This is a genomic window from Thermus aquaticus (assembly GCF_001280255.1).
Classification (GTDB): Bacteria; Deinococcota; Deinococci; order Deinococcales; family Thermaceae; genus Thermus; species Thermus aquaticus.
Genome location: NZ_LHCI01000106.1, coordinates 182,104 through 206,223, shown reverse-complemented (window position 1 = coordinate 206,223; position 24,120 = coordinate 182,104). Strand labels below are relative to the sequence as shown.

General features: G+C 68.7%; 23 protein-coding genes and 1 pseudogene. 12 read left to right on the top strand and 12 right to left on the bottom strand.

The features are described 5' to 3' along the window. Window positions 1-38: 38 nt before the first annotated feature. On the top strand, window positions 39-1,946 hold the full coding sequence (locus BVI061214_RS02055) for a DNA topoisomerase subunit B (protein WP_053767093.1): 1,908 nt from the start codon (window positions 39-41) through the stop codon (window positions 1,944-1,946). Beyond that, a complete protein-coding gene (gene hrpB, locus BVI061214_RS02050) occupies window positions 1,946-4,207 on the top strand; it encodes an ATP-dependent helicase HrpB (RefSeq protein ID WP_053767092.1) in 2,262 nt (753 codons plus the stop codon). Before BVI061214_RS02055 ends, hrpB begins: the two co-directional genes overlap by 1 nt. On the opposite strand, the gene BVI061214_RS02045 is transcribed toward hrpB, so the two are convergent. Then, window positions 4,204-4,632: a hypothetical protein gene (locus BVI061214_RS02045; protein ID WP_053767091.1), complete on the bottom strand. Its 429-nt coding sequence runs from the start codon at window positions 4,630-4,632 to the stop codon at window positions 4,204-4,206. The two genes, hrpB and BVI061214_RS02045, sit on opposite strands and share 4 nt — an antisense overlap. 49 nt (window positions 4,633-4,681) lie before the next feature. Between BVI061214_RS02045 and BVI061214_RS02040 the strand changes: the two genes are divergently transcribed. From BVI061214_RS02040 to BVI061214_RS02005, 8 genes are all read left to right on the top strand, one after another. Further along, complete coding sequence (locus tag BVI061214_RS02040) at window positions 4,682-5,074, top strand: SCP2 sterol-binding domain-containing protein (RefSeq protein WP_053767090.1); 393 nt, start codon at window positions 4,682-4,684, stop codon at window positions 5,072-5,074. Continuing rightward, on the top strand, window positions 5,071-6,105 hold the full coding sequence (locus tag BVI061214_RS02035) for an alcohol dehydrogenase family protein (protein ID WP_053767089.1): 1,035 nt from the start codon (window positions 5,071-5,073) through the stop codon (window positions 6,103-6,105). Before BVI061214_RS02040 ends, BVI061214_RS02035 begins: the two co-directional genes overlap by 4 nt. A gap of 307 nt (window positions 6,106-6,412) precedes the next feature. Then, window positions 6,413-6,826, top strand: coding sequence for a hypothetical protein (locus BVI061214_RS02030; RefSeq protein ID WP_053767088.1), 414 nt, complete (start codon window positions 6,413-6,415; stop codon window positions 6,824-6,826). 36 nt (window positions 6,827-6,862) lie between these two features. Continuing rightward, window positions 6,863-7,873 carry an LptF/LptG family permease gene (locus BVI061214_RS02025; RefSeq protein ID WP_053767087.1) on the top strand — a complete coding sequence of 337 codons (1,011 nt, stop codon included), beginning with the start codon at window positions 6,863-6,865 and terminating at the stop codon, window positions 7,871-7,873. Further along, the gene (locus BVI061214_RS02020) at window positions 7,870-8,913 is read left to right on the top strand and encodes an LptF/LptG family permease (protein WP_053767086.1); all 1,044 of its coding nucleotides are present in this window, start codon (window positions 7,870-7,872) and stop codon (window positions 8,911-8,913) included. The genes BVI061214_RS02025 and BVI061214_RS02020 overlap by 4 nt, the downstream gene beginning before the upstream one ends. Beyond that, window positions 8,910-11,381 (top strand): AsmA family protein, encoded by a 2,472-nt coding sequence (locus BVI061214_RS02015; protein WP_053767085.1) that lies wholly within the window; start codon window positions 8,910-8,912, stop codon window positions 11,379-11,381. The genes BVI061214_RS02020 and BVI061214_RS02015 overlap by 4 nt, the downstream gene beginning before the upstream one ends. Then, complete coding sequence (locus BVI061214_RS02010) at window positions 11,378-12,352, top strand: hypothetical protein (protein WP_053767084.1); 975 nt, start codon at window positions 11,378-11,380, stop codon at window positions 12,350-12,352. The genes BVI061214_RS02015 and BVI061214_RS02010 overlap by 4 nt, the downstream gene beginning before the upstream one ends. A gap of 4 nt (window positions 12,353-12,356) precedes the next feature. Beyond that, window positions 12,357-13,040, top strand: a complete 684-nt coding sequence (locus tag BVI061214_RS02005; RefSeq protein ID WP_053767083.1) for an SDR family NAD(P)-dependent oxidoreductase — start codon at window positions 12,357-12,359, stop codon at window positions 13,038-13,040. On the opposite strand, the gene BVI061214_RS02000 is transcribed toward BVI061214_RS02005, so the two are convergent. Genes BVI061214_RS02000 through BVI061214_RS01950 form a run of 11 tightly spaced genes read right to left on the bottom strand, consistent with a single transcriptional unit; the run spans window position 12,994 to window position 21,457 of the window. Then, window positions 12,994-13,350 (bottom strand): VanZ family protein, encoded by a 357-nt coding sequence (locus BVI061214_RS02000; RefSeq protein WP_053767082.1) that lies wholly within the window; start codon window positions 13,348-13,350, stop codon window positions 12,994-12,996. The two genes, BVI061214_RS02005 and BVI061214_RS02000, sit on opposite strands and share 47 nt — an antisense overlap. Window positions 13,351-13,399: 49 nt before the next feature. Beyond that, the gene (gene mce, locus BVI061214_RS01995; RefSeq protein ID WP_053767081.1) at window positions 13,400-13,792 is read right to left on the bottom strand and encodes a methylmalonyl-CoA epimerase; all 393 of its coding nucleotides are present in this window, start codon (window positions 13,790-13,792) and stop codon (window positions 13,400-13,402) included. Between the two features lie 4 nt (window positions 13,793-13,796). Next, window positions 13,797-15,437, bottom strand: a complete 1,641-nt coding sequence (locus BVI061214_RS01990; RefSeq protein ID WP_003047570.1) for an FAD-binding dehydrogenase — start codon at window positions 15,435-15,437, stop codon at window positions 13,797-13,799. 24 nt (window positions 15,438-15,461) lie between these two features. Further along, window positions 15,462-16,403, bottom strand: a complete 942-nt coding sequence (locus BVI061214_RS01985) for a 4Fe-4S dicluster domain-containing protein (protein WP_053767080.1) — start codon at window positions 16,401-16,403, stop codon at window positions 15,462-15,464. Window positions 16,404-16,409: 6 nt separating this feature from the next. Beyond that, window positions 16,410-17,489 carry a bifunctional 3-deoxy-7-phosphoheptulonate synthase/chorismate mutase gene (locus tag BVI061214_RS01980; RefSeq protein WP_053767079.1) on the bottom strand — a complete coding sequence of 360 codons (1,080 nt, stop codon included), beginning with the start codon at window positions 17,487-17,489 and terminating at the stop codon, window positions 16,410-16,412. Between the two features lie 33 nt (window positions 17,490-17,522). Further along, the gene (tatC, locus tag BVI061214_RS01975; RefSeq protein ID WP_053767078.1) at window positions 17,523-18,266 is read right to left on the bottom strand and encodes a twin-arginine translocase subunit TatC; all 744 of its coding nucleotides are present in this window, start codon (window positions 18,264-18,266) and stop codon (window positions 17,523-17,525) included. Continuing rightward, window positions 18,263-18,481, bottom strand: a complete 219-nt coding sequence (locus BVI061214_RS01970; protein WP_053767077.1) for a Sec-independent protein translocase subunit TatA/TatB — start codon at window positions 18,479-18,481, stop codon at window positions 18,263-18,265. The genes tatC and BVI061214_RS01970 overlap by 4 nt, the downstream gene beginning before the upstream one ends. A gap of 45 nt (window positions 18,482-18,526) precedes the next feature. Continuing rightward, window positions 18,527-19,888, bottom strand: coding sequence for a bifunctional UDP-N-acetylglucosamine diphosphorylase/glucosamine-1-phosphate N-acetyltransferase GlmU (gene glmU / locus BVI061214_RS01965; RefSeq protein ID WP_053767076.1), 1,362 nt, complete (start codon window positions 19,886-19,888; stop codon window positions 18,527-18,529). Between the two features lie 9 nt (window positions 19,889-19,897). Continuing rightward, window positions 19,898-20,728 carry a prolipoprotein diacylglyceryl transferase gene (lgt, locus tag BVI061214_RS01960; protein ID WP_156303277.1) on the bottom strand — a complete coding sequence of 277 codons (831 nt, stop codon included), beginning with the start codon at window positions 20,726-20,728 and terminating at the stop codon, window positions 19,898-19,900. An 8-nt stretch (window positions 20,729-20,736) separates the two neighbouring features. Then, on the bottom strand, window positions 20,737-20,967 hold the full coding sequence (locus BVI061214_RS01955; RefSeq protein ID WP_053767074.1) for a glutaredoxin family protein: 231 nt from the start codon (window positions 20,965-20,967) through the stop codon (window positions 20,737-20,739). Between the two features lie 10 nt (window positions 20,968-20,977). Beyond that, window positions 20,978-21,457, bottom strand: coding sequence for a DUF456 domain-containing protein (locus BVI061214_RS01950; RefSeq protein ID WP_053767073.1), 480 nt, complete (start codon window positions 21,455-21,457; stop codon window positions 20,978-20,980). 86 nt (window positions 21,458-21,543) lie between these two features. On the opposite strand from BVI061214_RS01950, the gene BVI061214_RS01945 reads away from it, so the two are divergent. Then, the gene (locus BVI061214_RS01945) at window positions 21,544-22,605 is read left to right on the top strand and encodes an alanine dehydrogenase (RefSeq protein ID WP_053767072.1); all 1,062 of its coding nucleotides are present in this window, start codon (window positions 21,544-21,546) and stop codon (window positions 22,603-22,605) included. Beyond that, window positions 22,602-23,918: pseudogene (locus BVI061214_RS01940) on the top strand (acetyl-CoA hydrolase/transferase family protein); the annotation flags it as partial. The gene BVI061214_RS01945 and the pseudogene BVI061214_RS01940, both read left to right, overlap by 4 nt. Window positions 23,919-24,120 lie beyond the last annotated feature (202 nt).

The window sequence follows — 24,120 nt, the reverse complement described above, 5'->3', positions numbered from 1 at the left end:
CAAATCCGCCGGAAGGTGGGGTGTGGTATACTGAAGGGGTGAGCTACGACGCATCCGCCATCAAGGTTCTGAAGGGGCTAGAAGGGGTGCGCCACCGCCCCGCCATGTACATCGGCGGTACGGGGGTGGAGGGCTACCACCACCTCTTCAAGGAGATCCTGGACAACGCCGTGGACGAGGCCCTGGCGGGCTACGCCACGGAGATCATCACCACCCTGAACCCAGACGGCTCCCTCACCGTGGAGGACAACGGCCGCGGCATCCCCGTGGACCTGATGCCCGAGGAGGGGAAGCCCGCCGTGGAGGTCATCTACACCACCCTGCACTCGGGGGGCAAGTTTGAGAGCGGGGCCTACAAGGTCTCGGGCGGCCTCCACGGCGTGGGGGCCAGCGTGGTCAACGCCCTCTCCGAGTGGACGGTGGTGGAGGTCTTCCGCGACGGCAAGCACCACCGCATCGCCTTCAGCCGGGGGGAGGTCACCGAGCCCCTCCAGGTGGTGGGCCCCGCCCCCAAGGGCAAGACCGGCACCCGGGTCACCTTCAAGCCTGACCCAGAGATCTTCGGGAACCTCACCTTTGACCCCAGCAAGATCCGGGCCCGCCTCAAGGAGGTGAGCTTCCTGGTGGCGGGGCTTAGGCTGGTCTTCAAGGACCTCATCCACGGCAGGGAGGAGGTCTTCCAGGACAAGGGGGGCGTGGCCTCCTTCGCCAAGGCCTTGGCGGAAGGGGAGGAGCTCCTTTACGAGAAGCCCTTCCTCATCCGCGGCCAGGAGGGCGAGGTGGAGGTGGAGGTGGGCTTCATTCACACCAAGGGCTACACCACCGAGATCCTCACCTACGCCAACATGATCCCCACCCGGGACGGGGGGACCCACCTGACCGCCTTCAAGGCCGCCTACAGCCGGGCCCTGAACCAGTACGCCAAGAAGGCGGGCCTCAACAAGGAAAAGGGCCCCCAGCCCACGGGGGACGACCTCCTCGAGGGCCTCTACGCCGTGGTCTCGGTGAAGCTCCCGCAGCCCCAGTTTGAGGGGCAGACCAAGGGAAAGCTCCTGAACCCCGAGGCTGGGGCGGCGGTGGGCCAGGTGGTCTACGAGAAGCTATCGGAGATCCTGGAGGAGAACCCCCGCATCGCCAAGACCGTCTACGAGAAGGCCCTCCGGGCGGCCCAGGCCCGGGAGGCGGCCAGGAAGGCCAGGGAGCTGGTCCGCCGGCAGAACCCCCTGGAGTCCGACGACCTGCCGGGGAAGCTGGCCGACTGCCAGACGGAAAACCCCGAGGAGGCGGAGCTTTTCATCGTGGAGGGGGACTCGGCCGGGGGGAGCGCCAAGCAGGGCCGGGACCGCCGCTTCCAGGCCATTCTGCCCTTGAGGGGCAAGATCCTCAACGTGGAGAAGGCGGGGCTTTCCAAGGCCCTGAAAAACGCCGAGGTGCGGGCCATGGTGGCCGCCATCGGGGCCGGGCTCAGCGGCACCGGGGAGGAGGCCCACTTTGACCTGGAGGGCCTCCGCTACCACAAGATCATCATCATGACCGACGCCGACGTGGACGGGAGCCACATCCGCACCCTGCTCCTCACCTTCTTCTACCGCTACATGCGCCCGCTTATTGAGCGGGGCCACGTCTACATCGCCCAGCCCCCCCTCTACCGCCTGCAGGTGGGGAAGAAGGTGGAGTACCTCTACTCCGACGAGGAGCTTGCGCAAAGGCTCAAGGAGCTGGAGGGCAAGAGCTACGAGGTCCAGCGCTTCAAGGGCCTGGGGGAGATGAACCCCGAGCAGCTTTGGGAGACCACCATGAACCCGGAGAAGCGGGTCCTCAAGCGGGTGGAGCTCCAGGACGCCCTCGAGGCCAGCGAGCTCTTTGAGAAGCTCATGGGCCAGGAGGTGGCCCCCAGGCGGGAGTTCATTGAGGAGCACGCCCGCTACGCCCAGATAGACGTCTGATGGACTGGATGGAAGAGGCGGTGGCCCTCCTCCTCCGGGAAGGCCGCCTTCTCCTCAAGGCCTACCCCGGAGCGGGGAAGAGCACCCTCTTTCCCCTGAGGCTCCTCAAGGCCCTTCCCGGCAAGGTCCTCCTCTTTGAGCCCCGGCGGGTGGCGGCCCGGGCGGTGGCGGCCCGGCTGGCGGAGAACCTGGGGGAGCCTTTGGGGAAGACTGTGGGCTACCGGGTGCGCCTGGAGGGGCGGGAGAGCCGGGAAACCCGGCTTTTGGTCATGACCGAGGGGCTTCTTCTCCGCCTCCTCCTGGAGGACCCCACGCTGGAGGGGGTCTCCGCCGTCCTGTTGGACGAGGCCCACGAGCGCCACCTGGAGGGGGATCTGGCCCTGGCCCTGCTCCTCAAGGTGCAGGAGACCATCCGCCCCGACCTCAAGCTGGCCCTCCTCACCGCCACCCCCGACGAGGACCTGAACCGGGCCCTGAAGGGGGAGGTCCTGGCCCTGGAGGGGGAAGGCCACCCGGTGGAGGTCTTCCACCTGGACCGCCCACCCCAAGGCCCCCTCGAGGCCCTGGCCGCCCGCTACGCCCGCAGGGCCTTCCTGGAGGGGGAGGGGGACGTGTTGGTCTTCCTGCCCGGCAAGGCGGAGATTGAACGGGCACGAAGCCTCCTCCAGGACCTCCCCGCCTTCCCCCTCCACGGGGGGCTTCCCCTAAAAGAGCAGGCCGCCCTCCTTAGGCCCGGCCCAAGGAAGATCGTCCTGGCCACGGACGTGGCCGAGACCAGCCTCACCCTGCCCAACGTGCGGGCGGTGGTGGACACGGGCCTGGCCAAAAAGCCCCGCTTTGACCCCAGGACCGGCCTCACCCGCTTGGCCCTGGTGCGGATCCCCGAGGAGTCCGCCCGGCAGAGGGCGGGCCGGGCCGGGCGCACCGGGCCGGGGCGGGTCTTCCGCCTCTACCCCGAAGGTCCCTTTCCCCCCAAGCGGCCGGAGATCCTGGAGGCCGACCTCTCCCGGGCCCTCCTCCTGGCCCTGGCCTTTGGGGAGCGCCTGGAAGAGCTTCCCCTCCCCACCAAGCCCCCCCAGGGGGCCCTAGAGGCCGCCTGGAACCTCCTCCGCCTCCTGGGAGCCGTGGAGGGGGAGGCCCTGACCCCTTTGGGCAAGCGGATGCTCACCCTCCCCACCCACCCCCGCCTGGCCCGGCTGGCCCTGGAGGCGGAAAAAGAGGGCCTCCTCCCCCTGGCCGCCGACCTCATGGCCCTTCTGGAGGAGGGCCTCGAGGGGGAAAAGGACCTCATGGTCCACCTGGAAGCCCTCCTGGAGGCCCGCTGGGCCGGGAGGCCCACCCGGGCGGAAAGGGCCAGCGCCCTCTGGCGGGGCCGCCTGGGCGCGCCCCCCTTAAAGGCCCTCCCCCACCCCGAGGAGGTGGGCAGGCTCCTCATGGCCGCCTACCCCGACCGGGCGGCGGAGCGCCTGGCCCCCGGGCGCTACCGCCTGGTCACCGGCCCTGCCCTGCGCCTGGAGGGAGGCCCCCCGTACCTGGTGGCCGTGGGGGCCGAGCTTGGCGAGAGGGAGGGGCGGGTCCTCCTCTACGCCCCCCTTTCCCGTGAGGACCTTTTAAAGAGGGCGGAGGTGGCCCTCTGGACGGGGTGGGAGGAGGGCAGGCTTAGGGGCTACCTGGAAAGACGGCTTGGGGCCTTAGTCCTGGAGCGCCTACCCGTGGACCCGGGGCCGCCCACGGCCCAGCACCTGAAGGAGGCCCTGAAGGGGTTCACCCTCCCCGAGGAAGGGGAGGAGGTCCTCCTCCGCCTCCGCTTCCTGAAGGCCCACGGGGTGGAGGTGGAAGCGCCTTCCCTGGAAGACCCCTCCTGGCTCCTCCCCTGGGCCCAGGGGGTGCGCCGCCTGGAGGACCTAAAGGCCCTTCCCTGGAAGGAGATGCTTTTGAGCCATCTGGGGGAGAAGCGGGCTCTTGTGGAGAGGCTCGCCCCGGAGAGCCTTCCGCTTCCGAACGGGCGAAGAAAGCGCCTCCGCTACCGGGAAGGGGCCCCACCGGTCCTCTCCCTGCGGGTCCAGGAGGCCTTCGGCCTCAAGGAGACCCCCAGGGTCCTGGAGGGGCGGGTCCCGGTGGTGGTGGAGCTCCTCTCCCCCGCCGGAAGGCCGGTCCAGGTCACACAGGACCTGCAAAGCTTCTGGGAAAAGCGCTACCCCGAGGTGCGCAAGGAGCTCATGCGCCGCTACCCCAAGCACCCCTGGCCGGAAAAGCCCTAGGGCAGGAAGACCTCCGCCCTCACTCCAAGCTCCCTGGCTTTGACCGCCCAGAGGGGGTTGTCGTCCAGGTAGATGGCCTCCTCTGGGGCAAGGCCCAGGGCCTTTAGGGCCAGGCGGATGGCGGTGAGCTTATCGGGGTGGAAGAAGGCCTGAAGCCCCTCCGGGGGTGGGAGGTCCGCCACCAGGTGGAAGGGCTCGGGGAAGGCCATGGGCCTTCTTTGAAAGGCCTTTGGGTAAAGGCCGGAGGCCCCGGGGAAGAGGGCCTCCAGGACGGAAGGCCCCTCCGCCTTCAGGCGGGGGAGGAGATCGTAAAAGGCCTGGGACAAGTAAAAGACGGGCTCCCCACTTTGCTCGGCCAGGAGGTGGAGGAGGCGGGGCTCCACGGGCTCGCAGTAGACCCCGCAAAGGTCCAGGAGGTAGACCACTTCCCCAGCTTACCGGGTGGGGCTTATACTCGGTGCAAAGGAGGAAGCCGTGGAACTTTTCGGGGAAGCGTGGGCCCAGGCCTACTGCCAGAAGCTAAACGAGAGCGAGGCCTACAGGAAGGCGGCCAGCACCTGGGAGGGCTCCTTGGCCCTGGCCTTGCGCCCCGACCCCAAGGCGGGGTTCCCCCGGGGGGTGGCCGTGGTCCTGGACCTCTGGCACGGGGCCTGCCGGGGGGTGAAGGTGGTGGAGGGGGGAGCCGAGGCCGACTTCGTCATTGAGGCGGACCTCGCCACCTGGCAGGAGGTCCTGGAGGGCCGCCTGGAGCCCCTCACCGCCCTGATGCGGGGCCTTTTGGAGCTGAAGAAGGGCACCATCGCCGCCCTGGCCCCCTACGCCCAGGCGGCCCAGGAGCTGGTCAAGGTGGCCCGGGAGGTGGCATGAAGGCGGTGGTCTACCGCGGCCCCTTCCAGGTGGCCGTGGAGGAAGTCCCGGAACCCCGGCTGGAGGCGGACACGGACGCCATCCTCGAGGTGGAGCTCGCCGCCATCTGCGGCTCCGACCTCCACATCTACCACGGCAAGATCGCCGGGGTCCTCCCCGGCACCATCCTGGGCCACGAGTTCGTGGGGCGCATCGTGGAGAAGGGGCCCCTGGTCCCCTTCGCCTTGGGGGAGCGGGTGGTGGGGAGCTTCCAGGTGGCCTGCGGGGACTGCCCCGCCTGCCGCAAGGGCCAGTTCTTCGCCTGCTTGCGGGGCGGGGTCTACGGCTTCGGCCTGGCCCTGGGCAACCTGCAAGGGGCCCAGGCCGAGCAGGTGCGGGTGCCCTTCGCCCGCTATAGCCTCTTCCCCATCGGGGACCTCCCCGCCGAGGAGGCCATTCTGGCGGGGGACATCCTCACCACCGCCTACGGGGGGGTTAGGCCCTTCCTGGCCCCGGGGATGAGCGTGGCCGTGGTGGGTTCAGGCCCCGTGGGCCTTCTCGCCCAGATGGTGGCCCACGCCTTGGGAGCGGGCCCGGTCTTCGCCATAGACCCGGAAGCCTCACGTCTGGAAAAGGCCCGGGAGCTGGGAAGCCTCCCCATCAACCCCCAGGCCGAGGACCCCATCGGCCGGGTCCGCCAAGCCACCGAGGGCTTGGGGGCGGACCTGGTGGTGGAGGCCGTGGGCGGGGAGGGGGAGGCCCTGAAGACCGCCCTGAAGCTGGCCGCCCCGGGCGGGGTGGTCTCCAGCCTAGGGGTGCCCACGGCGGAAAAACTGGACTACCCTTGGCTTCCCGCCTTCAGCCGGGGCATCACCTTAAGGAGCGCCCTGGCCAACATCCCCCGCTACATCGCCGAGGTGCTGGCCCTGCAACGGGTAGGCCGGCTGAAGGGGCGCTTCGTCTTCAGCCACCGCCTGCCCCTGGCGGAGGCGGCCGAGGGGTACCGCCTCTTCCACGAGCGCAAAGCCACCAAGGTGGCCCTGGTGCCTTAAGTACCCCACCGCGGCGGGGGCCCCAGAAAAGCCCTTCCAAGGCCCCGACTTGGGCACCCCGTGTCGCGAAGCCAAAGCGCGGGCCCTTAAAACAAAACCGGCCGCCCGCAGGCGGCTTTTCTTCCTCTGACTCCCTTAGTATACCACGGGTTGCCGGTATGTAAAGTGGTATGCAGAAAATCCCGCCCCGGAGGGGGTGCGAGGGGGGTCGGTGAAAACACATCGTAATAAACCCAAAAAGGCAAATGTGCCCTAGAGCCCGCCAAGGTGGCGCCGCCCTGGCATTCTGAGGGCCAAGGAGGCGCCCATGGCCCAGTACCTGGTGGTGGCCCACCGCACGGCCAAAAGCCCCGAGCTGGCGGCCAAGCTTAGGGAAATCCAGGAACGGGACCCCACGGCCCGCTTCGTCCTCCTGGTGCCCGCCGTGCCCCCGCCCGGGTGGGTCTACGAGGAGAACGAGGTGCGGAAGAAGGCGGAGGAGGAGGCCCAGGCGGCCAAGGCGGCCCTCGAGGCCCAGGGCATCCCCATCGCCCAGGCCAAGGCGGGGGACATCTCCCCCCTTCTCGCCATAGAGGAGGAGCTCCTCGCCCACCCCGGGGCCTACCAGGCCATCGTCCTGGCCACCCTGCCCCCGGGGATCTCCCGCTGGCTGAGGCTGGACGTGCACACCCAGGCCGAGCGCTTCGGCCTGCCGGTGATCCACGTCATCGCCCACCCCTAAAAGCCTTTTCTCATCCCCCTCCCGTATACTGCCCCCGTGCTGGGTCGCTACGTCCTCAAGGAGGTCCTCCTCCCCTACGGGGTGGGGGTCTTCCTCTTCATGGCCCTCCTGACCTTTGACCTTCTCTCCAGCCTCTCCGGAGTCTTCCTAAGCCGGGGGGCGGGGGCGGAGGCCATCCTGCTCCTGGTGCTCTACCGCCTCCCCTGGACCCTGAGCCTGGCCCTGCCCCTGGGCCTGGTCTTCGCCATCCTGGTGGGGCTTTCCCGCCTCATCCGCCACTCGGAACTGAAGGCGGCCTACGCCGCCGGGATTCCCCCTTTGGCCCTCTTGAAGCCCCTTCTCCTCCTCTCCCTCCTCGTGGCCCTGGTGAACCTCTACAACCTGGCCGAGGTGAGGCCCAGGGCCCTCGAGGCCTACGACCGGGCCCTGGCCCGCCTCCTCTACGGGGAAGGGGGGCTAAGCGGGGTCCTGAGGCGGCAGGTCTACGCCCTGGAGGGCCAGGGGGTCTACTACGCCGAGGAGGTGGTGCCCGGGGTGGGGCAGAACCGCCTCTATGGCCTCAGGGTGGTGGACGAGAAAGGGCGCATCTATAGCGCCAAGGAAGGGGTCTGGGACCGGGAGGGCTGGCAGTTCCTGGGGTACGTCTTGGAGGAGGGCAAGCTCAAGCCCTTCCAGGGCATCCTCCCCTTCCCCGCCCTCTTCCGCCCCAAGGAAAGCCTGGGCTCCAAGGACCCCTATGACTCCAGCACCCTGGAGGAGCTCTGGCAGAGGGCCCGGGTGGAGCCCGCGGCCCGCTTCGCCCTCCACCGCCGCCTGGCGGACGCCCTGGGGGGGTTCTTCCTGGGCTTCGCCGCCGCCGCGCTGGGCCTTTCCCTCAGGGAGGCGGCCTGGGCCTTCTTGGGCGTGGTCCTCCTCATCTTCGGCTACTACGTCCTCTGGACCCTCTCGGCCCAGCTGGCCCGCTACGATGTGAGCCCCCTCCTGGCCCATCTGCCCAACGGGCTCTATGGGCTTCTCGCCCTTTACCTCACCTGGAGGCTACGGTGAAGACCCTGGACCGCTACCTCCTGCGCGAGGCCCTCTCTCTCTTCCTGGGAGGGCTTGCGGCCATCGTCCTCCTCTTCCTGGCGGGGGCGGTCTACGAGGTCCTGGCCCCCCTGGTGGCTAAGGGGGCCGACCCCTACACCCTCCTCCTCTACCTCCTCTACCGCGCCCCCGAGGCCCTGGTGCGGGGGGCCCCGGTGGCGTACCTCTTCGCCCTCTTGCTCCTCCTCTCCCGCATGGCCGAGGACTCGGAGCTGAAGGCCCTCCTGGCCTTGGGCGTGGCCCGGGAGCGGGTTCTCTTGCCCTTTTTGCTCCTCGCCCTCCTCATCGCCCTCGCGGTCTTCCTCCTGGGGGAAAGCCTGGTACCCAAGGCCCTGGCGGCGGGGCAGGACCTCCTAAGGCGGCAGGTTTTGGAGAGGCCCAGGGCCCTCCTCACCCCCGGGACCACCTTCCAGGACGCCAGGGGGCGGGTGGTCTACGTGGGGGAGGTGGCCGGGGACAGGATCGGGAAGCTCAGGGTCCTCTCCCAGGAGGAGGTGCTTCTGGCGGAAAGGGGCCGGTTCCGGGAAGGGGTCTTGCTGGTAGAGGAGGGCCAGAGGGTCACCTACGAGGGGGACAGGCCCAGGACCTTAACCCGCTTCCAGAAGGGGGAGATCCTCCTCAAGGACCTCACCTTTGAGCCCTGGCAGAACCCGGCCAACCGGATGACCCTGGGGGAACTGAAGAAGGAGGTGGAGCGGCTGCGGGCCCTGGGGGTGAAGGCGGGCCTCGAGGCCACCACCTACCACCGCCGCTACGCCGAACCCGCCTCGGCGGTGGTCTTCGCCCTCTTCGCCGTGGGCCTGGCCTTTTACCTCCTGGGGGGAAGCCGCAGCCTGGGGTGGGTAGGCGTGGCCATCCTCACCTTCTTCTACTACGCCACCTGGAGCGTGGGCCGCATCATGGGGGAGCAGAACGCCCTGGACCCCCTTCTCGCCGCCTGGGGGCCCAACCTCCTCTATGGGCTTCTCGGGCTTCTCCTCTTCCTGGGAGGGCGCAGGTGAGGTGGAGCCTCCTTCTCCTCTTCCTCCTTCTCCCGGCCATGGCGGGGACCTTAAAGGTGTTGGAGGCCGAGAGGCTGGAGCTCCGGGAGGAGGGCGGGGAGGAGGTCTACGTGCTGGTGGGAAGCCCCGTGCGTCTGGAACGGGACGGGGAGGCCCTGGAGGCGGAAAGGGTGGTCTACTTTCGGGGAAAGCGGCTTTTACTCCTCTCGGGGAAGGTGCGCTACAAGGACAAGGAGGGCCGCCTCATAGAGGCCGAGGAGCTTCAGGTGGACCTCTCCGACGAGAGCTTTGACGCCTTGGAGGTGCGCATAGAGGCCAAGGACCTCCTCCTCACCGGCCCCCTCTGCCAAAGAGCGGCAGGGGCCATCCTCCTCCAGAGGGGCTACGCCACCCCCTGCGCCTCCTGCGGCCAGGCGGTGCCCGATTACGCCTTCCGGGCCCGGGAGATCGTCCTCTACCCCGGGGACCGGGTGGTGGCCCGGGGGGTGGTCCTCCTGGTCCAGGAAAAGCCCCTTTTGGAGCTTCCCGTCCTCCTCCTCTTCCTCTCGGAGAGGCAACCCAGGCTGGAGGTGGGCCAGGACGACAAGGGGGTCTACGTGAAGGCCGCCCTCCCCTACGTGTCCGAGCTGGGCCTGGGCTACACCCTCCTTCACTACTACGGGGGCCGGGGCTACGGCTTCGGCTTGGACCACGTGGGCCTTGGGGAGGCCAGGGAGCGCTACTTCTTTCTCCACACCCCCCCGGACACCTTCCAGTACCGGGGGGAGTACGCCCTGAAGCGGGCGGAGTTTTCGGTCTCGGCCCTTCTGGAGCGGGACGACACCCGGGAGAAGCTTTCCCGCTTCCGCCTGGAAGGCCTCCTCCCCGGCACCCCCGGGCCCCAGGACTGGCGCTACGCCCTGAGGCTCGAGGGCTTCCTGGACCACGACCCCGCCACCCCCCCGCCCAGGACCCTCCAGCGCCTCCCCGAGCTGGAGGCGCAAAGCCCCGTCCTCCGGGAAGGCCCCTTCACCTTCCAGGGGAGCCTGGTCCTGGGCCGCTACCTGGCGGAGACCAACCCCCTAAACCGCTCCGCCCGGGCCCTAGGGCCTTACGGGGAGGCCTGGCGGGCCCTCCTGAGCCACGCCGAGGCCCTCACCCTCACCCCCTGGCCCGGGGCCACCTTCCGGGCGGAGAACCGCTTCCGGGGCTTTTATTACACCACGCAGAACCCGGACGGGGAGCACGAGAGGCAGGTGGACTGGACCACTAGCGCCAGCTTCCGCCAGGCCCTGGGGGGGTTCAGCGTGGAGCTGGCCTACGGGAGAAGCGTCCAGGAGGGGGAAAGCCCCTTCCGCTTTGATGCCCTCCCGGGAAGGCGGAGCCACCAGGCCACCCTGGCCCTGGGGTACACGGAGAGGCCCCTCTTTCTAAACCTCAAGGGGGGGCGGGACCTGGAGAAGGGGGTCTACCTGCCCCTGGAACTGGAGGCCCGCCTTCAGGAGACGGGCTACGCCCTCAGGGCCTACCACAAGCGGGGCCTCGAGGGGGAAGGTCCCCTGGAGACCCGGGCCGAGGCGGCCCTCACCCCCTACCCCTTCTCCTTAAGGGCCAGCCTCCGCTACGACCATGCCCAAGGCCTCTTTGACCCCCTCCTCCTCCAGGGGGGCTACGCCCTTCCCGGGGGCAGCCTGAACCTCAGCCACCGCCACGGCCTGAACGGGGAGGGCCCCCTGGAGACCGCCCTCGCCTTCGCCTTCCGGGAGGGCCAAGAGGCCTACACCCTCCAGGGCCGCCGGGACTGGGCCAGGAACACCACAAGCCTCTCAGGGCAGGCCATCTGGGGCCCCACCAGCTTAAGCCTCCAGCTCAGCCTGGACGCCCAGGCCCTGGGTTACCAGACGGGCCTGCGCTTTGGGGTAGCCCCGGGGCCCCTCTTTGACCTCGCTCTCTCGGGCCGCTACCAGGAAGGCTTCCGGGCCAGCAACCTGCGCCTCGCCTTGAGCCAGGCCCTCCCCGAGGTGGGCTTCCGCCTCACGGCCAACCTCCACCTGCCCGAGGTGGGGGACCCCGGGGTCTACCTAAGGGACGCCACCTTCACCGGGGGCGCCGAGCTCTGGCGGCCCACCCCTCCCGACGAGGAAGGGGGGAACGCCATCCCGGGCCTCGCCTTCTCGGGAAGCCTCACCTACACCCGCCGCCCCGACCGGCCCGAAGGCTACAACCTCGCCCTACGGGCCTTCGGCCCCACCCTCACCTTCCTGGGCCGGGAGAACACCCGGCTCCACCTCGCCGCCCTCCTCACCCAGAACCTGCCCGGGGAGGCCTTGAAGCCCCGGTTTATCCTGGTCCTGGACCGGTGCTGCTGGGCCATGCGGGTCACGGTGGACGCCGCCAAGGGAAGCTTCGGCCTGGCCTTCCTCTACGGGGGGCAGGCGGCAGGCCTCCTCCTCTCCGAGGAGGGCGTGAAGCTGGGAGGTGGGCCGTGAGGAAGTGGCTCCTCCTTCTCCTTCTCCTTTCCGCCTGCACGGGAAGCCAGGAGCCCCCCCTCCCCGCCCTGGTGGCGGCGGGGAGCGGGAGCGAGGTGCGCTTTTACCGGGCCCGGGACCTCCAGGCGGGCCTGGCCGCCCCCGTGGCCACCTGGAGCAAGGATGGCCTCCAGGACCTGGCCTACTGGGGGAGCCAGGGGCGGCTTTACCTCCTCTTCCTGGACCGCCTCGAGGCCTACGCCACCTCAGGCTTCAGCGAGGCCTCCGTCCCCCAGAACCTCCAGGCCACGGCGCCCCTCACGGGCTGCGCCGGGGGCTACCTGCGCCTGGGGCAGAACCGGCTCCTGGTCCACTGCCCGGAGGCGGGAAAGGCTTTCCTCTTTCCCCCCGGCCTGGAGGACCCCCTCGAGGCCGACCTCACGGGCCTCGAGGGGCCCCTCCGCCTCGCCCTCCTCCCCCAGGGCACCCTGGACCTCTTGGCCTACATGACCCCAAGCGCCATGGGCTTCCGCCCGGCCCAAAACCCCGGGGGAAGCCCCAGGCTGGAAAAGCCCCTGGATCTGCCCCTGGCCCAGGGACCCTTTGACTTCAGGGCGGACGGAAGCCGGGGAAGGCTTCTGAGCCTGGGGGCCACGGCCACGGAAACCCGCCTCTACACCCTCCTAGGGGACACCCTGCAAAGCCGTAAGGTCCTGGGGGATTTCCCAGGGCAGGCCCGGCTGGCCCTGGACCCGGTGGCGGGGCTTGCGGCCTTGGGCCGGGGCTTCCAGGTCCTGGAGCCCAGGGACTCAGGGCCTCAGGAGGTCTTCCTGAACTTCGCCGCCGGCCTGGTGGGGCAGGATAGCTACCTCTACCTGGCCTCAGGAAGCCTCCTCTACGTCTACGACCTGGTCCCCTCCCCGCCCCAGAGGGTGGCCCTCCCCTCATTGGGCTTCCCGCCCCAGTTCCTGGCCTTCATCCCCGTAGAATGAGGCCATGCTGGAAGGAAAGGCCTTTCTCATCACCGGGGCCGGGGGCGCCCTTGCCAGGGCCCTCATTCCCGCCTTCCACCGGGCGGGGGCCAGGCTCTTCCTCTCCGACCCCCGCTTAGAGCGCATGGCGGAAAGGGCGGAGGCGGTGGGGGCTAAGACCTTCGTGGCCGACCTGACCAGACTGGAGGAGGCCTTGGCCCTGGCCCGCTTCGTGGAAGGGGAAGCCCCCCTCTACGGCGTGGTCCACACCGTGGGGGGGTTCGCCGCCGGGCGCTTTCTGGACTCGGAGCCGGGGCTTTACGACTGGATGCTAGACCTGAACCTGCGCACCACCTACAACCTCCTAAAGGCCGTCCTCCCCTACATGGAGGCCCGTCAAGAGGGCTTCTTCGCCGCCTTCGCCGCCGGACCCGCCTGGACGGGGACGGGGCCGGGCCGGGCCCTCTACACCATGGCCAAGACTGCCTTGGCGAGCCTCCTCAAGTCCCTGCAGGGGGAGGTGGCGGGGGTGCGCTTTCTGGTGGTCTACCCCATGGGCACCCTGGACACCGAGGCCAACCGCCGGGCCATGCCCGAGGCCGACCCCAGCCGCTGGATCGCCCCGGAACTGGTGGCGGAGATGGTGGTCCAGGCGGCAGAGGCTAAGGGCGGGCGCCTCTTAGAGCTTCCCATCTACCCGCCCCTCTAGCCCCCAGGTAGGCCCCGAGGAAGTCGGCCATAAGGTCCAGGCCAAAGGCCTCCCGCCCGGGGACGAAGTTCTGGTGCCACTCGTCCACCAGGCCGTAGAGGGCGGCGAGGAAAAAGGCGGGATACAAGCCCCCAAGCCCCCGCCCAAGGAGGAAGCCCAAAAGGGCGTAGGCCAGGAGGTGGGCCCCCTTGTCCCAAGGGTGGGGGAGGCCCGCCCCCGTGGCGGGCAGGGAGGAAAAGTACCACAAGACCCCCATCCAGCCCAGGGCCAGGACCAGGTAGAGCCGCTTCCCCGCCAAGCGTTGGCCCATAATCCCTGATCTAGGGGCCCCCGCCGTGGCTTTTGCCACGGCGGGGTACTTAGGCCTCCACCAGCTCCCAGAGGACCCCGAGGCCAAAGGTGGGGTGGAGGAAGGCCACCCGGTGCCCGCCGAAGCCAGGCCGGGGGACCTCGTCAATGAGCCTGGCCCCTTCCGCCCTGAGCCGGGCCAGGTCCTCCTCTATGCGCCCTGTGGCGAAGGCCAGGTGGTGAAGCCCGGGGCCCCGCTTCGCCAAAAAGCGCCCCACCGGGGTTTCCGGTCCCAGGGGGGCCAAAAGCTCCAGAAGGGCCTCCCCTTCCCCCTTTAGCATGGCCACCCGCACCCCCTGGGCCGCCACCTCCCCCTCGGCCTCCACCCTAAAGCCCAGGAGCAGGTAGCGGGCCTTGGCCTCTTCCAGGTCCTCCACGGCGATGCCCACGTGGTGAAGCCGCATGGGCCTATTCTAGACCCTTCAGCACCCCCTTGGCCGCCTGGAGGCCCGAGAAGAGGCACCCTCCCAGGAAGGTGCCCTCGAGGGCCTTGTACCCGTGCACCCCACCCCCACCGAACCCCGCGGCCTCCCCGGCGGCGAAAAGGCCTGGAAGGGGGTTTCCCGCGGGGGTAAGGGCCCGGCCCTCGAGGTCTGTCTGTATACCTCCCAGGGTCTTGCGGGTGAGGGTCCAAAGGCGCACGGCCACCAAGGGACCGCCCTTGGGATCCAGGATGGGGGCCGGGGGGGCCACCCGGAAGAGGCGGTCGCCCAGGTAGCGGCGGAAGCCCCGGAGGGCCAGGACCTGGGAGTCCTTGGCAAAGGGGTTTAAAAACTCCAAATCCCGGGCCTTCACCTCCTTTTCCAAGCGCGCGGGGTCCAGGACCCCTGGGGCCAGGGCGTCCATCTTGCGCATGAGCTCGGAGAGGTTCCCCGCCACCACAAAGTCCTTCCCCCGCTCCAGGAAGGCCTTGACTGGCGCTGGTGGGCCAAAAAGGCGGTTGCGCAGCACCTGCACCAGGCTCTTTCCCGTGAGGTCTGGGTTCTGCTCCGAGCCCGAGAGGGCAAACTCCTTTTTAAGGATCCGCAGGTTGAGCACAAACCAACTCCAGTCAAATCCCGCACCCCGGAGGTAGCGCAGGGTCTCCAGGGCATCAAACCCCGGGAAGAGGGGTGGGGGAAGGCGCCTTCCGGTGGCGTCCACCCAAAGGGCAGAGGGCCCAGGGAGAATGCGGATCCCGTGGCGGCTCCAGATGGGGGTGTGGTTCTCCACCCCCTCGGGGTAGTGCCACATCCGGTCCAGGTTGACAAGGTGCGCCCCCGCCTTTCCTGCGGCCAAGATCCCGCTCCCGTCCACGTGGTCCGGCACGCCGGAAAGAAGCCTTTCGGGTGGCCTACCCAGGTACTTAGGCCAGTAGCGCCGCACCAGGTCCAGGTTGGCCCCGATGCCCCCCGTGGCCAGGACCACCGCCTGAGCCAGGAAGCGGAACTCTCCTATGGCCTTGCGGCTTTTGGGGGCACCCCTCGGGCTGGGATCGGGCTCCAGCACCACTCCCGCTACGCCCACCGCCCTGCCGCCTTCCACCAAAACCTCCTCCACCCGGTGGCGGAGTAGGACCCGGACCAAGCCCTTTTCCTCCAGGGAGTCAAGGCGCCGGAGGAAGGGCTCCAGGAGGCCTGGACCCGTGCCCCAGACAATATGGAACCGGGGAACGGAGTTGCCGTGGCCTGTGGCCAGCCCGCCGCCCCGCTCCGCCCAGCCCACCACGGGGAAGAACCTCACCCCTAAGGCACGGAGCCAGGCCCGCTTCTCCGAGGCAGCGAACTCCAGGTAAGCCTCAGCAAAGCGCCGCCCCCAAGCGTCCTCAGGCCGATCGTAGCCTGCCGAGCCGAACCAATCCTGGCGGGCCAATTCCAGGGAGTCCCGGATGCCAAGCCGCCTCTGCTCGGGGGAATTCACCAAGAAAAGCCCCCCGAAGGACCAGAAGGCTTGCCCGCCCAAGTAAGGCTCCTGCTCCAGGAGGAGGACGCGCTTGCCCCTTACCGCCACCTCGGTGGCCACCACCAGGCCCGCCAAGCCCCCACCCACCACAAGGACATCCGCATCCATAGGTTTAAGGGGATTATACTAGGTTCAAAGGTCGTACCAGGGAGGCTTGCCCCGGAAGAGCTCCACCTCCTGGTGAAGCTCCTCCTTGGGGGCCTCCTCGAGGCGGATCACCTGGGGCGGGCAGCTCTCCACACAAGCCCCACACCCCGTGCAGGCCTCCACCTTCAGGAGGAGGACATACTCCTCCCCCTCCCTCACCCGCCGCACGGCCTCCGTGGGGCAGACGTTGGCGCAGACCGGGCAGAGGGTGCACCCCTCCTCCACCCGGATCCGGGGCCAGCGGACCTCGGAGGCCCGCCTGGCGGCCACAAGCCTCAGGCGAAGCTCAGCGGGCAGGCCCTTCTCCTCCTCGGGGGCGGGGAGGGGAGGCTCGGGGACCAGGTCGGCGGCGGCGCGCCGGGCGCTTCCCAGAAGGGCCTGGAAAAGCTCCCGTCGGCCCACGGGCTCCCCCGGCAGGGGGCCTTCCACCACCTCCACCTCCACGGGGTGGTAGCGCCTGGCCTCCTCGGCCATCCTTTCCAGGTGCTCCGGCACGGAAGGCCCCCCGATGCGGCAGGTGGCGCAGTCCCCCCGGGCCAGGACCACCTTCCTGAAGCGGCTTCCCGCCTCGGCCAGAAGGCCCGGGGTGAGGCGGCCCAGGCAGAGGACCTCCTCCCCCTTGCCCTCCGCCTTGGAGCACCTTATCTGCCCCTTGCCCCGGATCAGGGCCTCCTGGATGGCCCCCAGGGGGTACTCCAGGGCCACCCCGGGGCAGACCCCGGTGCAGAGGCCGCACCCCGTGCAGAGCACCTCGTCCAGCTCCACCCGCCACCCCTCCAGCCGCACCGCCCCCTTGGGGCAGACCTGGTAGCACCGGTCGCACCCCCCCACGCTGTTCTTGTAGAGGAGGCACCTGCTTTCGGTGTAGCGGGGCCTTGGGTCCGTAGCCTTGAGAAAGGCGTTTAGGAGGTTGTCCAGGAGGCCCATGGGGGGTCAGGGTCTGGGGGCAGGGGCCTTGAGGAGGTCCTGAATGGCCTCCAAAAAGCGCTCAAACTGGGCGAAGTCCATCTGCTGCTGGTTGTCGGAAAGGGCCACCTTGGGGTTGGGGTGAACCTCCACGTGCACCCCGTCCGCCCCCACCGCCAAGGCCGCCCGGGCCAGGGGGGCCAGGAGGTCCGTGCGCCCGGCGGCGTGGGTCACGTCCACGACCACGGGCAGGTGGGTCTCCTGCTTGGCCAGGGCCACGGCGGAGAGGTCCAGGGTGTTCCTGGTCCAGCGCTCAAAGGTGCGGATGCCCCTTTCCGCCAGGATCACCTGCCCGTTCCCCTGGGAAAGGATGTACTCGGCGGCGTAGAACCACTCCTCCATGGTGGCGGCGAGCCCCCGCTTGAGGAGGACGGGCCGCCCCGCCTTCCCCACCTCCTTGAGGAGGGCGAAGTTCTGCATGTTCCTGGCCCCGATCTGGAGGATGTCGGCGTACTCCGCCACCACCTCCACGTCCCGGGTGTCCATGACCTCGGTAACGAAGACCATGCCGAAGGCGTCTGCCGCCTTCCGGCCAAGCCTAAGCCCCTCCACCCCCAGGCCCTGGAAGCCGTAGGGGCTGGTCCTGGGCTTGAAGGCCCCGCCCCTTAGGACCTTCACCCCCTTGCCCGCCAGGAAGCGGGCGGTTTCCATCATCTGCTCCTCGCTCTCAATGGAGCAGGGCCCGGCGATGAGGAGGGGACGTTCCCCGAAGACCACGTCCTTCACCCGCACCTGGGTGGGCTCGGGCTTGGTCTTCCGGGAGTAGAGGAACTTCTTCTGGTCCTCCTTCTCCTCGAGGTCCAGGCTGGCCTTAAAGATCTCCTTGAAGAGCTTCTTGATGGTCTCGGCGGGGAAGGGGCCCGGGTTTTCCCGGGTGAGGTAGGCGAGCATCTCCTCCTCCCGCTTAGGGTCGTAGTGGGGCAGGCCCAGCTCGGTCTGGATGCGGCCGATCTCCTGTACCAGCCGGCCCCTCTCGGAAAGGAGCCGAAGGAGCTCCCGGTTGACCCGGTCCACCTCCCTTCTAAGGGCCTGGATGCGCTCGTCCATGGGCTATTTTATGGGGAAAGCTCCCCCTGGCTGTCAAGCGGCCTCCTCCTTAGGCCTGGCCCGCTCCGCCACCCGGGCCACCAGGACCGAGATCCAGTAGAGGATCAGGAGGGGAAGGGTCACGATGGAGAGGCTCACCACGTCCACCGTGGGGGTGATGACCGCCGCCAGGGTGAGGAGGAGGACCACGGCGATGCGCCAGTTGCGGGCCAGAAAGGCCGAGGAAAGGAGGCCCAGCCGGGCCAGAAGGTAGCTCACCACCGGCATCTCAAAGACCAGGCCCATGACGGTCATCATCATGAGGACCTGGCCCATGTAGCGGCCGATGGAGATCTGGGGGGTGACCACGTCCCCCAGAAAGCCCAGGAGGAAGGGGATTGCGAAGGGCAGAAAGCCGTAGTAGGCGAAGAGGGCCCCCAGGGCGAAGCTGAAGCCCGCCCCCAGCAAAAAGGGCCCCGCCAGGCGCTTCTCGTGCTCGTAAAGCCCCGGGGCGATGAAGGCCCAGACCTGGTAGACGATGAAGGGCAGGGCCAGGACCAGGCCGCCGAAGGCGGCCACCTTCAAGGAGACCAGAAAGGGCTCGGTGATGTCCAGGACGATGAGGTTGACCTGGATCCCGTTCTGCTTGGCCGCCAGGTCCAAGGGGCGCTTCAGCCAGTCCAGAAGCTGGACCCGGAAGGTCCAGGCCACCCCGGTCCCCACCGCCCAGGAAAGGAGGGCCCAGATGAGGCGGGCGCGGAGCTCCTCCAGGTGTTCTACAAGGGGGGCTTCCTTCAAGCCTTAGGCTCCTCGGCCTTAGGGGCCTGGGTGGGCTTGGGCTCTTCCTTGACCTCCACGCTCCTCTCCAGCTCCTCGCGGATCTCCTGGGCCCCCCGCTTGAACTCGCGGATGCTCTGGCCCAGGGAGCGCCCCAGCTCGGGGAGCTTCTTGGGCCCGAAGATGAGGAGGGCCACCAAAAGGATGACCAGGATCTCTGGCATGCCGAGGTTCATGCCTCCCAGTTTAGCACCCGCAGGCTGAAGGGAGGATGAAAGGCCCTACTCTTCGCCCAGCTTCTTGAGGGCGTAGCCCTCGAGGTTCCTCTGCCGCCCCCGGGCCACGGCTAGGGCCCCGTCGGGGACGTCCTGGGTGATGACGCTCCCCGCCCCCACCATGGCCCTATCCCCCACCTTCACCGGGGCCACCAGGACGCTATTAGAGCCGATGAAGGCCCTCTCGCCGATCTCGGTCCGGTGCTTCCTCTTGCCGTCGTAGTTGGCGGTGATGACCCCGGCCCCGATGTTGGTCCCCGCCCCCACCTCGGCGTCCCCCAGGTAGGCCAGGTGGCCCGCCTTCACCCCCTTGTGGAGGCGGCTATTCTTCACCTCCACGAAGTTGCCCACGTGGACCTCCTCCATGAGGACCGCCCCCGGCCTCAGCCTGGCGAAGGGCCCCGCCTCGGCCCCGGGAAAAAGGTGGGCCCCCTGGGCCACGGTGTGGGCGTGGACCCGGGCCCCCGGCTCCAGGATGGTGTCCTCCAGGAGGCTATAGGCCCCCACCTGGCACCCCTCCCCGATCCGGGTCCTTCCCTTCAGGACCACCCCGGGCCAGAGGGTCACGTCGGGGGCGAGCTCCACCGTGGGCTCCAGGTAGATGGTCTCCGGCAGGATCATCCTGACCCCCTGGCGCATCCAGTGGGCGCGGAGGGCCTTCAGGAGGACCGCCTCCACCCGGGCGAGCTCCTCCCGGGTATTGACCCCCAAGGCCTCCTCCGCCTCCCCCCGCACGGCCACCACCCGCTTCCCGTGGGCCCGGTAGATGGCGATGAGGTCGGGAAGGTAGTACTCCTTGGCGGCGTTCTCGTTTCGCACCTCCTTGAGGGCCTGGAAGAGGAAGCCGTCAAAGGCGTAGGCCCCGGCGTTCACCTCCTTCAGGGCCTTGACCTCAGGGGAGGCGTCCTTTTCCTCCACGTTGCCCAAGACCTCCTCCCCCCGCCTGAGGATGCGGCCGTAGCCGGTGGGGTCGGGAAGCTCCACGGTGAGGAGGGCCATGCCGGCCCCTTCCTCCACCCCCTCGAGGAGGGCCTTTAGGGTCTCGGGGCGGAGGAGGGGGGTGTCCCCCTGGGTGACCAGGAAGGGGCCGGGAAAGCCCCCAAGGAGGCTTTCCGCCTGCAAGAGGGCGTGGGCGGTCCCCAGCTGCTCCTCCTGCTTAGCGAAGGCCACGGGGTAGCCCTCTAGGGCCTCCATCACCGCCTCGGCCCCGTGGCCCACCACCACCACCAGCTTCTCCGGGGCCAGGGCTAAAGCGGCCTCCACGGCGTAGGCCACCATGGGCTTGCCCAGAAGGGGGTGGAGCACCTTGGGCAGGCGGGACTTCATCCTGGTCCCCTGCCCGGCGGCCAGAATCACGTGGGCGTGCATGGCCCTATCTTAGCGAGCCTGGGCCCCAAGCCGCCTCAGCATGTAAAGGGAGAAGAGGACGAGGGGCAGGCTTATGACCTGGGTGGCGGTGAAGAGGCCGATACCCAGCTCCTCGTTGCGGTAGACGGGAAGCCAGAGGGGGTTGAGGCGGAAGGGCTCCTCCAAAAGGGAGCGGAGGACGCTGTACCAGAGGAGGAACTGCCAGAAGGCGTAGCCGTAGAAGGGCTTTTTCCGAAGCCAGTAGAAGGAAAGGGGCAGGAGGATGAGCCCCACCAGGGCCCCGTAGATCTGGGTGAGGTGGACCGGGCCCCTGAGAAGCTCCTGGCACCGGTAGACCTGGGAGATGTCGTCAATGCCGGGGCAGATCCCGGGGAAGCCCTTGGCCCACTCCGGCCAGGTGAAGCCGATGGGCAAAGTGGTGAGGCGGCCCACGGTGTCCGAGCCGTTCATGAGGTTGCCGATGCGCCCGGCGATGATGCCCAGGGCCACCCCCGGGGTGGCGGCGTCCAGGTAGGGCCAGAGGGGGTAGCCCTTTTTCCTGTGGTAGTAGAGGAAGACCAGGGCCCCGCCCAGAATAGCCCCGTGGAAGGAGAGGCCCCCGTGCCAGATGTAGAGGATCTCCACAGGGTTTTCCAGGAAGTAACCGGGGGAGGTGAGGACGTAGCCCAGCCTGGCCCCCACCACGCCGAAGACCACGGCAAAGAAGGCCACGGTCTCAAACCGCTCCGGGTCAAAGCCCCAGGCCTTCAGGCGGCGCTTGGCCAGCTCAAAGCCGATGAAGATGGCCAGGGTGAGGAGAAAGCCGTACCACTGGATGCGCACGGGGCCGATCTGGATCATGGTGGGGTTCACGCCGCACCTCCCACAAGGTCAAGAAGCGCCTTCTCGGTAAAGGGGCCCTCCAGAAGGACCTCTCCGGTCTCCTCCAGAAGGAGGACGGGAACCCGAAGGGCGTAGGGGGCGAGCTTTGGCTCCCGGTCCACGTCCCGCCGCACGTAGGGCACCCCCAGGGTCCAAAGGGCCCTCTCCGCCTTCTCGCAAAGCCCGCATCCCTCCCGGGTGACCAAGACCAAGCCCATGGGCCTAAGCCTACCCGAAGATGGCCTGCACCACCAAAAGCCCCATGGCCAGGTGGACCAGGACCTTGGCCACCACGCCCCCCATGAGCCCCACTAAAGTCCCCCAGGCCGCCCTCAGGGCCTCCTCGGGCTTCCGCCCCGAGAGGTACTCAAAGAGCCAGGCCAGGAGGAAGGGGAGAAAGAGGACCCCAAAGACGCCCAGGAAAAGGCCCAGAAGCCCCCCCAGAAAAGCCCCCCAGAGCCCCGCCCGCCCCGCTCCGTACCGCCTCGCCCCCAAAAGGGCGGCCAGGTTGTCCAGGACCATGGCCAAAAGGGCCAGGACCCCAAGGAGGAGCCAGGTTCCCAGGGAAAGCTCCCGGAAGCCCACGAGGAGCTCGTGCAAAAAGGCCGCCAGGAGGATGACCAGGGTGGCGGGGACGAAGGGCACGAAGGTGAGGACCACCCCTAAAAGCCAGAGGACCACGAAGAGCCAGTCGGCGAAGGCCTCCACGGGAAAAGCCTAAGGGAAAGCTCCGTGAGAAGGAAAAAGGACATTCGCCTCCCCAGGCCTCCCCTAGGCTAGGGTGGGAGATGGCTATGGACATCGGGCTACCCAGGGAACGCATGGTGCTCAAGACCCTTCCCTTCTTCGGGGAAGAGGTTCGGGAGGGGCGGGTGGCCCTCACCCCTCAGGGGGTGCGGGAGCTCGCCGCCAAAGGACACCGGGTTTACGTGGAGCGGGGGGCCGGGGAGCGGGCGGGCTTCCCCGACGCCCTTTACGAGGCGGCCGGGGCCAGGTTGGTGAGCCGGGAGGAGGCCTTCGGCCGGGGCGAGGTGGTCCTCAAGGTCTCCCGGCCCACCCTCGAGGAGATCGCCCTCCTCCGCCCCGAGGCCACCCTGATGGGCTTTTTGCACCTGGCCACGGCGGAGTCGGGCCTCATTGAGGCCATGGCCGAGAAGGGCCTCACCGCCATCGGCTACGAGCTCATCGGGGACGGGGAAAGGCGGCCCGTCCTCAAGGCCATGAGCGAGATCGCCGGGAGGCTTGCTCCCCAGATCGCCGGGAGGCTTTTAGAGGCCCCTCTTGGCCCCGGGATCCTCCTCTCCGGCCTTCCCGGCATCCCCCCCGCCGACGTGGTCATCCTGGGGGCGGGGGTTCTGGGCCGGGCCGCCGCCCGGGCCTTCCTGGGGGCCGGGGCCTCGGTCTACGTTCTGGACAAGGCCCTTTCCGCGCTAGAAGAGGCCGCCAAGGAGGCCCCGGGGGCGGTGACCGCCCTCGTCACCCAAAGCCGCCTGGAGCGCTACGTGGCCTTCGCCGACGTGCTGGTGGGGGCGGTGGCCGTGCCCGGGGAAAGGACCCCCGTCCTCCTCACCCGGGACCTCCTCTCCCGCATGCGCCCGGGAAGCGTCCTCCTGGACTTCGCCATTGACCAGGGCGGCATCGCCGAGACCAGCCGGGTGGGCCTCTACCAGGAGATGGGCGTCACCCACTTCTGCCTGCCCAACGTCCCCGCCCTGGCGCCCCGCACCGCCAGCCACGCCCTCACCGCCACCCTCCTGCCCTTCCTCCTGGAGATGGAAGACGACCCCCTCCGGGTCCCCGCCCTGCGCCAGGGGGCCTACCTGGTTCTGGGCCAGAAAGGAGGCCACCTAGAATGAGCTACCGCAAGAAGCTGACCTCCGCCGAGGACGCCGTCACCCTGATCCGGTCGGGGATGCGGGTCTTCGTCTCCGGCAACGCCGCCACACCCACGCCCATCCTCGAGGCCCTGGCGGCCCGCAAGGACGAGCTGGAAGGGGTGGAGCTCATCCACCTCCTGCAGATGGGCCACGACCCCTTTGCCGGGCCGGAGATGGAGGGCCACTTCCGCCGGCGCTCCCTCTTCGTGGGCCCCGCCGACCGGGATTCGGTAAACCAGGGCCGGGCCGACTACGTGCCCATCATGCTCCACCAGGTCCCCTGGCTCTTCAAGCGCCGGGTCCTGCCCCTGGACGCCGCTATCATCCAGGTCTCCCCGCCCGACGAGCACGGCTTCTGCTCCTTGGGCGTGGAGGTCATCGCCTCCAAGGCGGCCTTGGAGGTGGCCCCCATCGTCATCGCCATGGTGAATCCCAGGATGCCGAGAACCCTGGGGGACACCTTCGTCCACGTCTCCCGCCTCACCGCCATCGTGGAGATGGACTACCCCCTGCCCGAGCTGAGGCGGGAGGGGTTCGGGGAGGTGGAAAGGCGCATCGGGGAAAACGTGGCAAGCCTCATAGAGGACGGGGCCACCTTGCAGATGGGCATCGGGGCCATCCCCGACGCCGTCTTGGCCAGCCTCGAGGGCCGCAGGGACCTGGGCATCCACACGGAGATGATCTCCGACGGGGTGGTGGAGGCCCTGGAAAAGGGGCTCATCACGGGTAGCAGGAAGACCCTCCACCCGGGCAAGATCGTGGGCACCTTCGTCCTGGGCTCGGAACGGCTTTACCGCTTCGTCCACGACAACCCCCTCTTTGAGCTCCACCCTGCGGACTACGTCAACGACCCCTTCGTCATCGCCCAGAACCGCAAGATGGTGGCCATCAACTCCGCCATAGAGGTGGACCTGACCGGCCAGGTGGTGGCGGACTCCATCGGCACCCGCATCTACTCCGGCTTCGGCGGCCAGCTGGACTTCATCCGGGGGGCGGCCAGGAGCGAGGGGGGAAAGCCCATCATCGCCCTCCCCTCCACGGCCAAAGGGCATAGCCGCATCGTCCCCTACCTGAAGCCGGGGGCCGGGGTGGTCACCACCCGGGCCGACGTCCACTACGTGGTCACCGAGTGGGGCGTGGCCGAGCTCTTCGGCCGCTCCTTGAGGGAGAGGGCCATGGCCCTCATAGGGATCGCCCACCCCGACTTCCGGGAGGAGCTCCACAAGGCCGCCTGGGAGCGGAAGCTTTTACCCCGGAGCTACCCCGGCGTGGACCTCAAAGGAGAGGACCGCAGGGCTTTACCCAAAACTCCTTCCTCGCCCTCCCTTAGCCTGCTTCAAGAGTTCTTGGGTGACTTCATAGTTGAGCAGGCGAACCAGGCCCCTCAGGAGCAGGTACGGACCATCCCTCTCGCTGGGCAGCCCCAGCTTGCCCCCGAGCTGCAAAAGAAACCCCTTGAACGGATCCCCCAACCGCTCAACTTCCCAAAGGAAC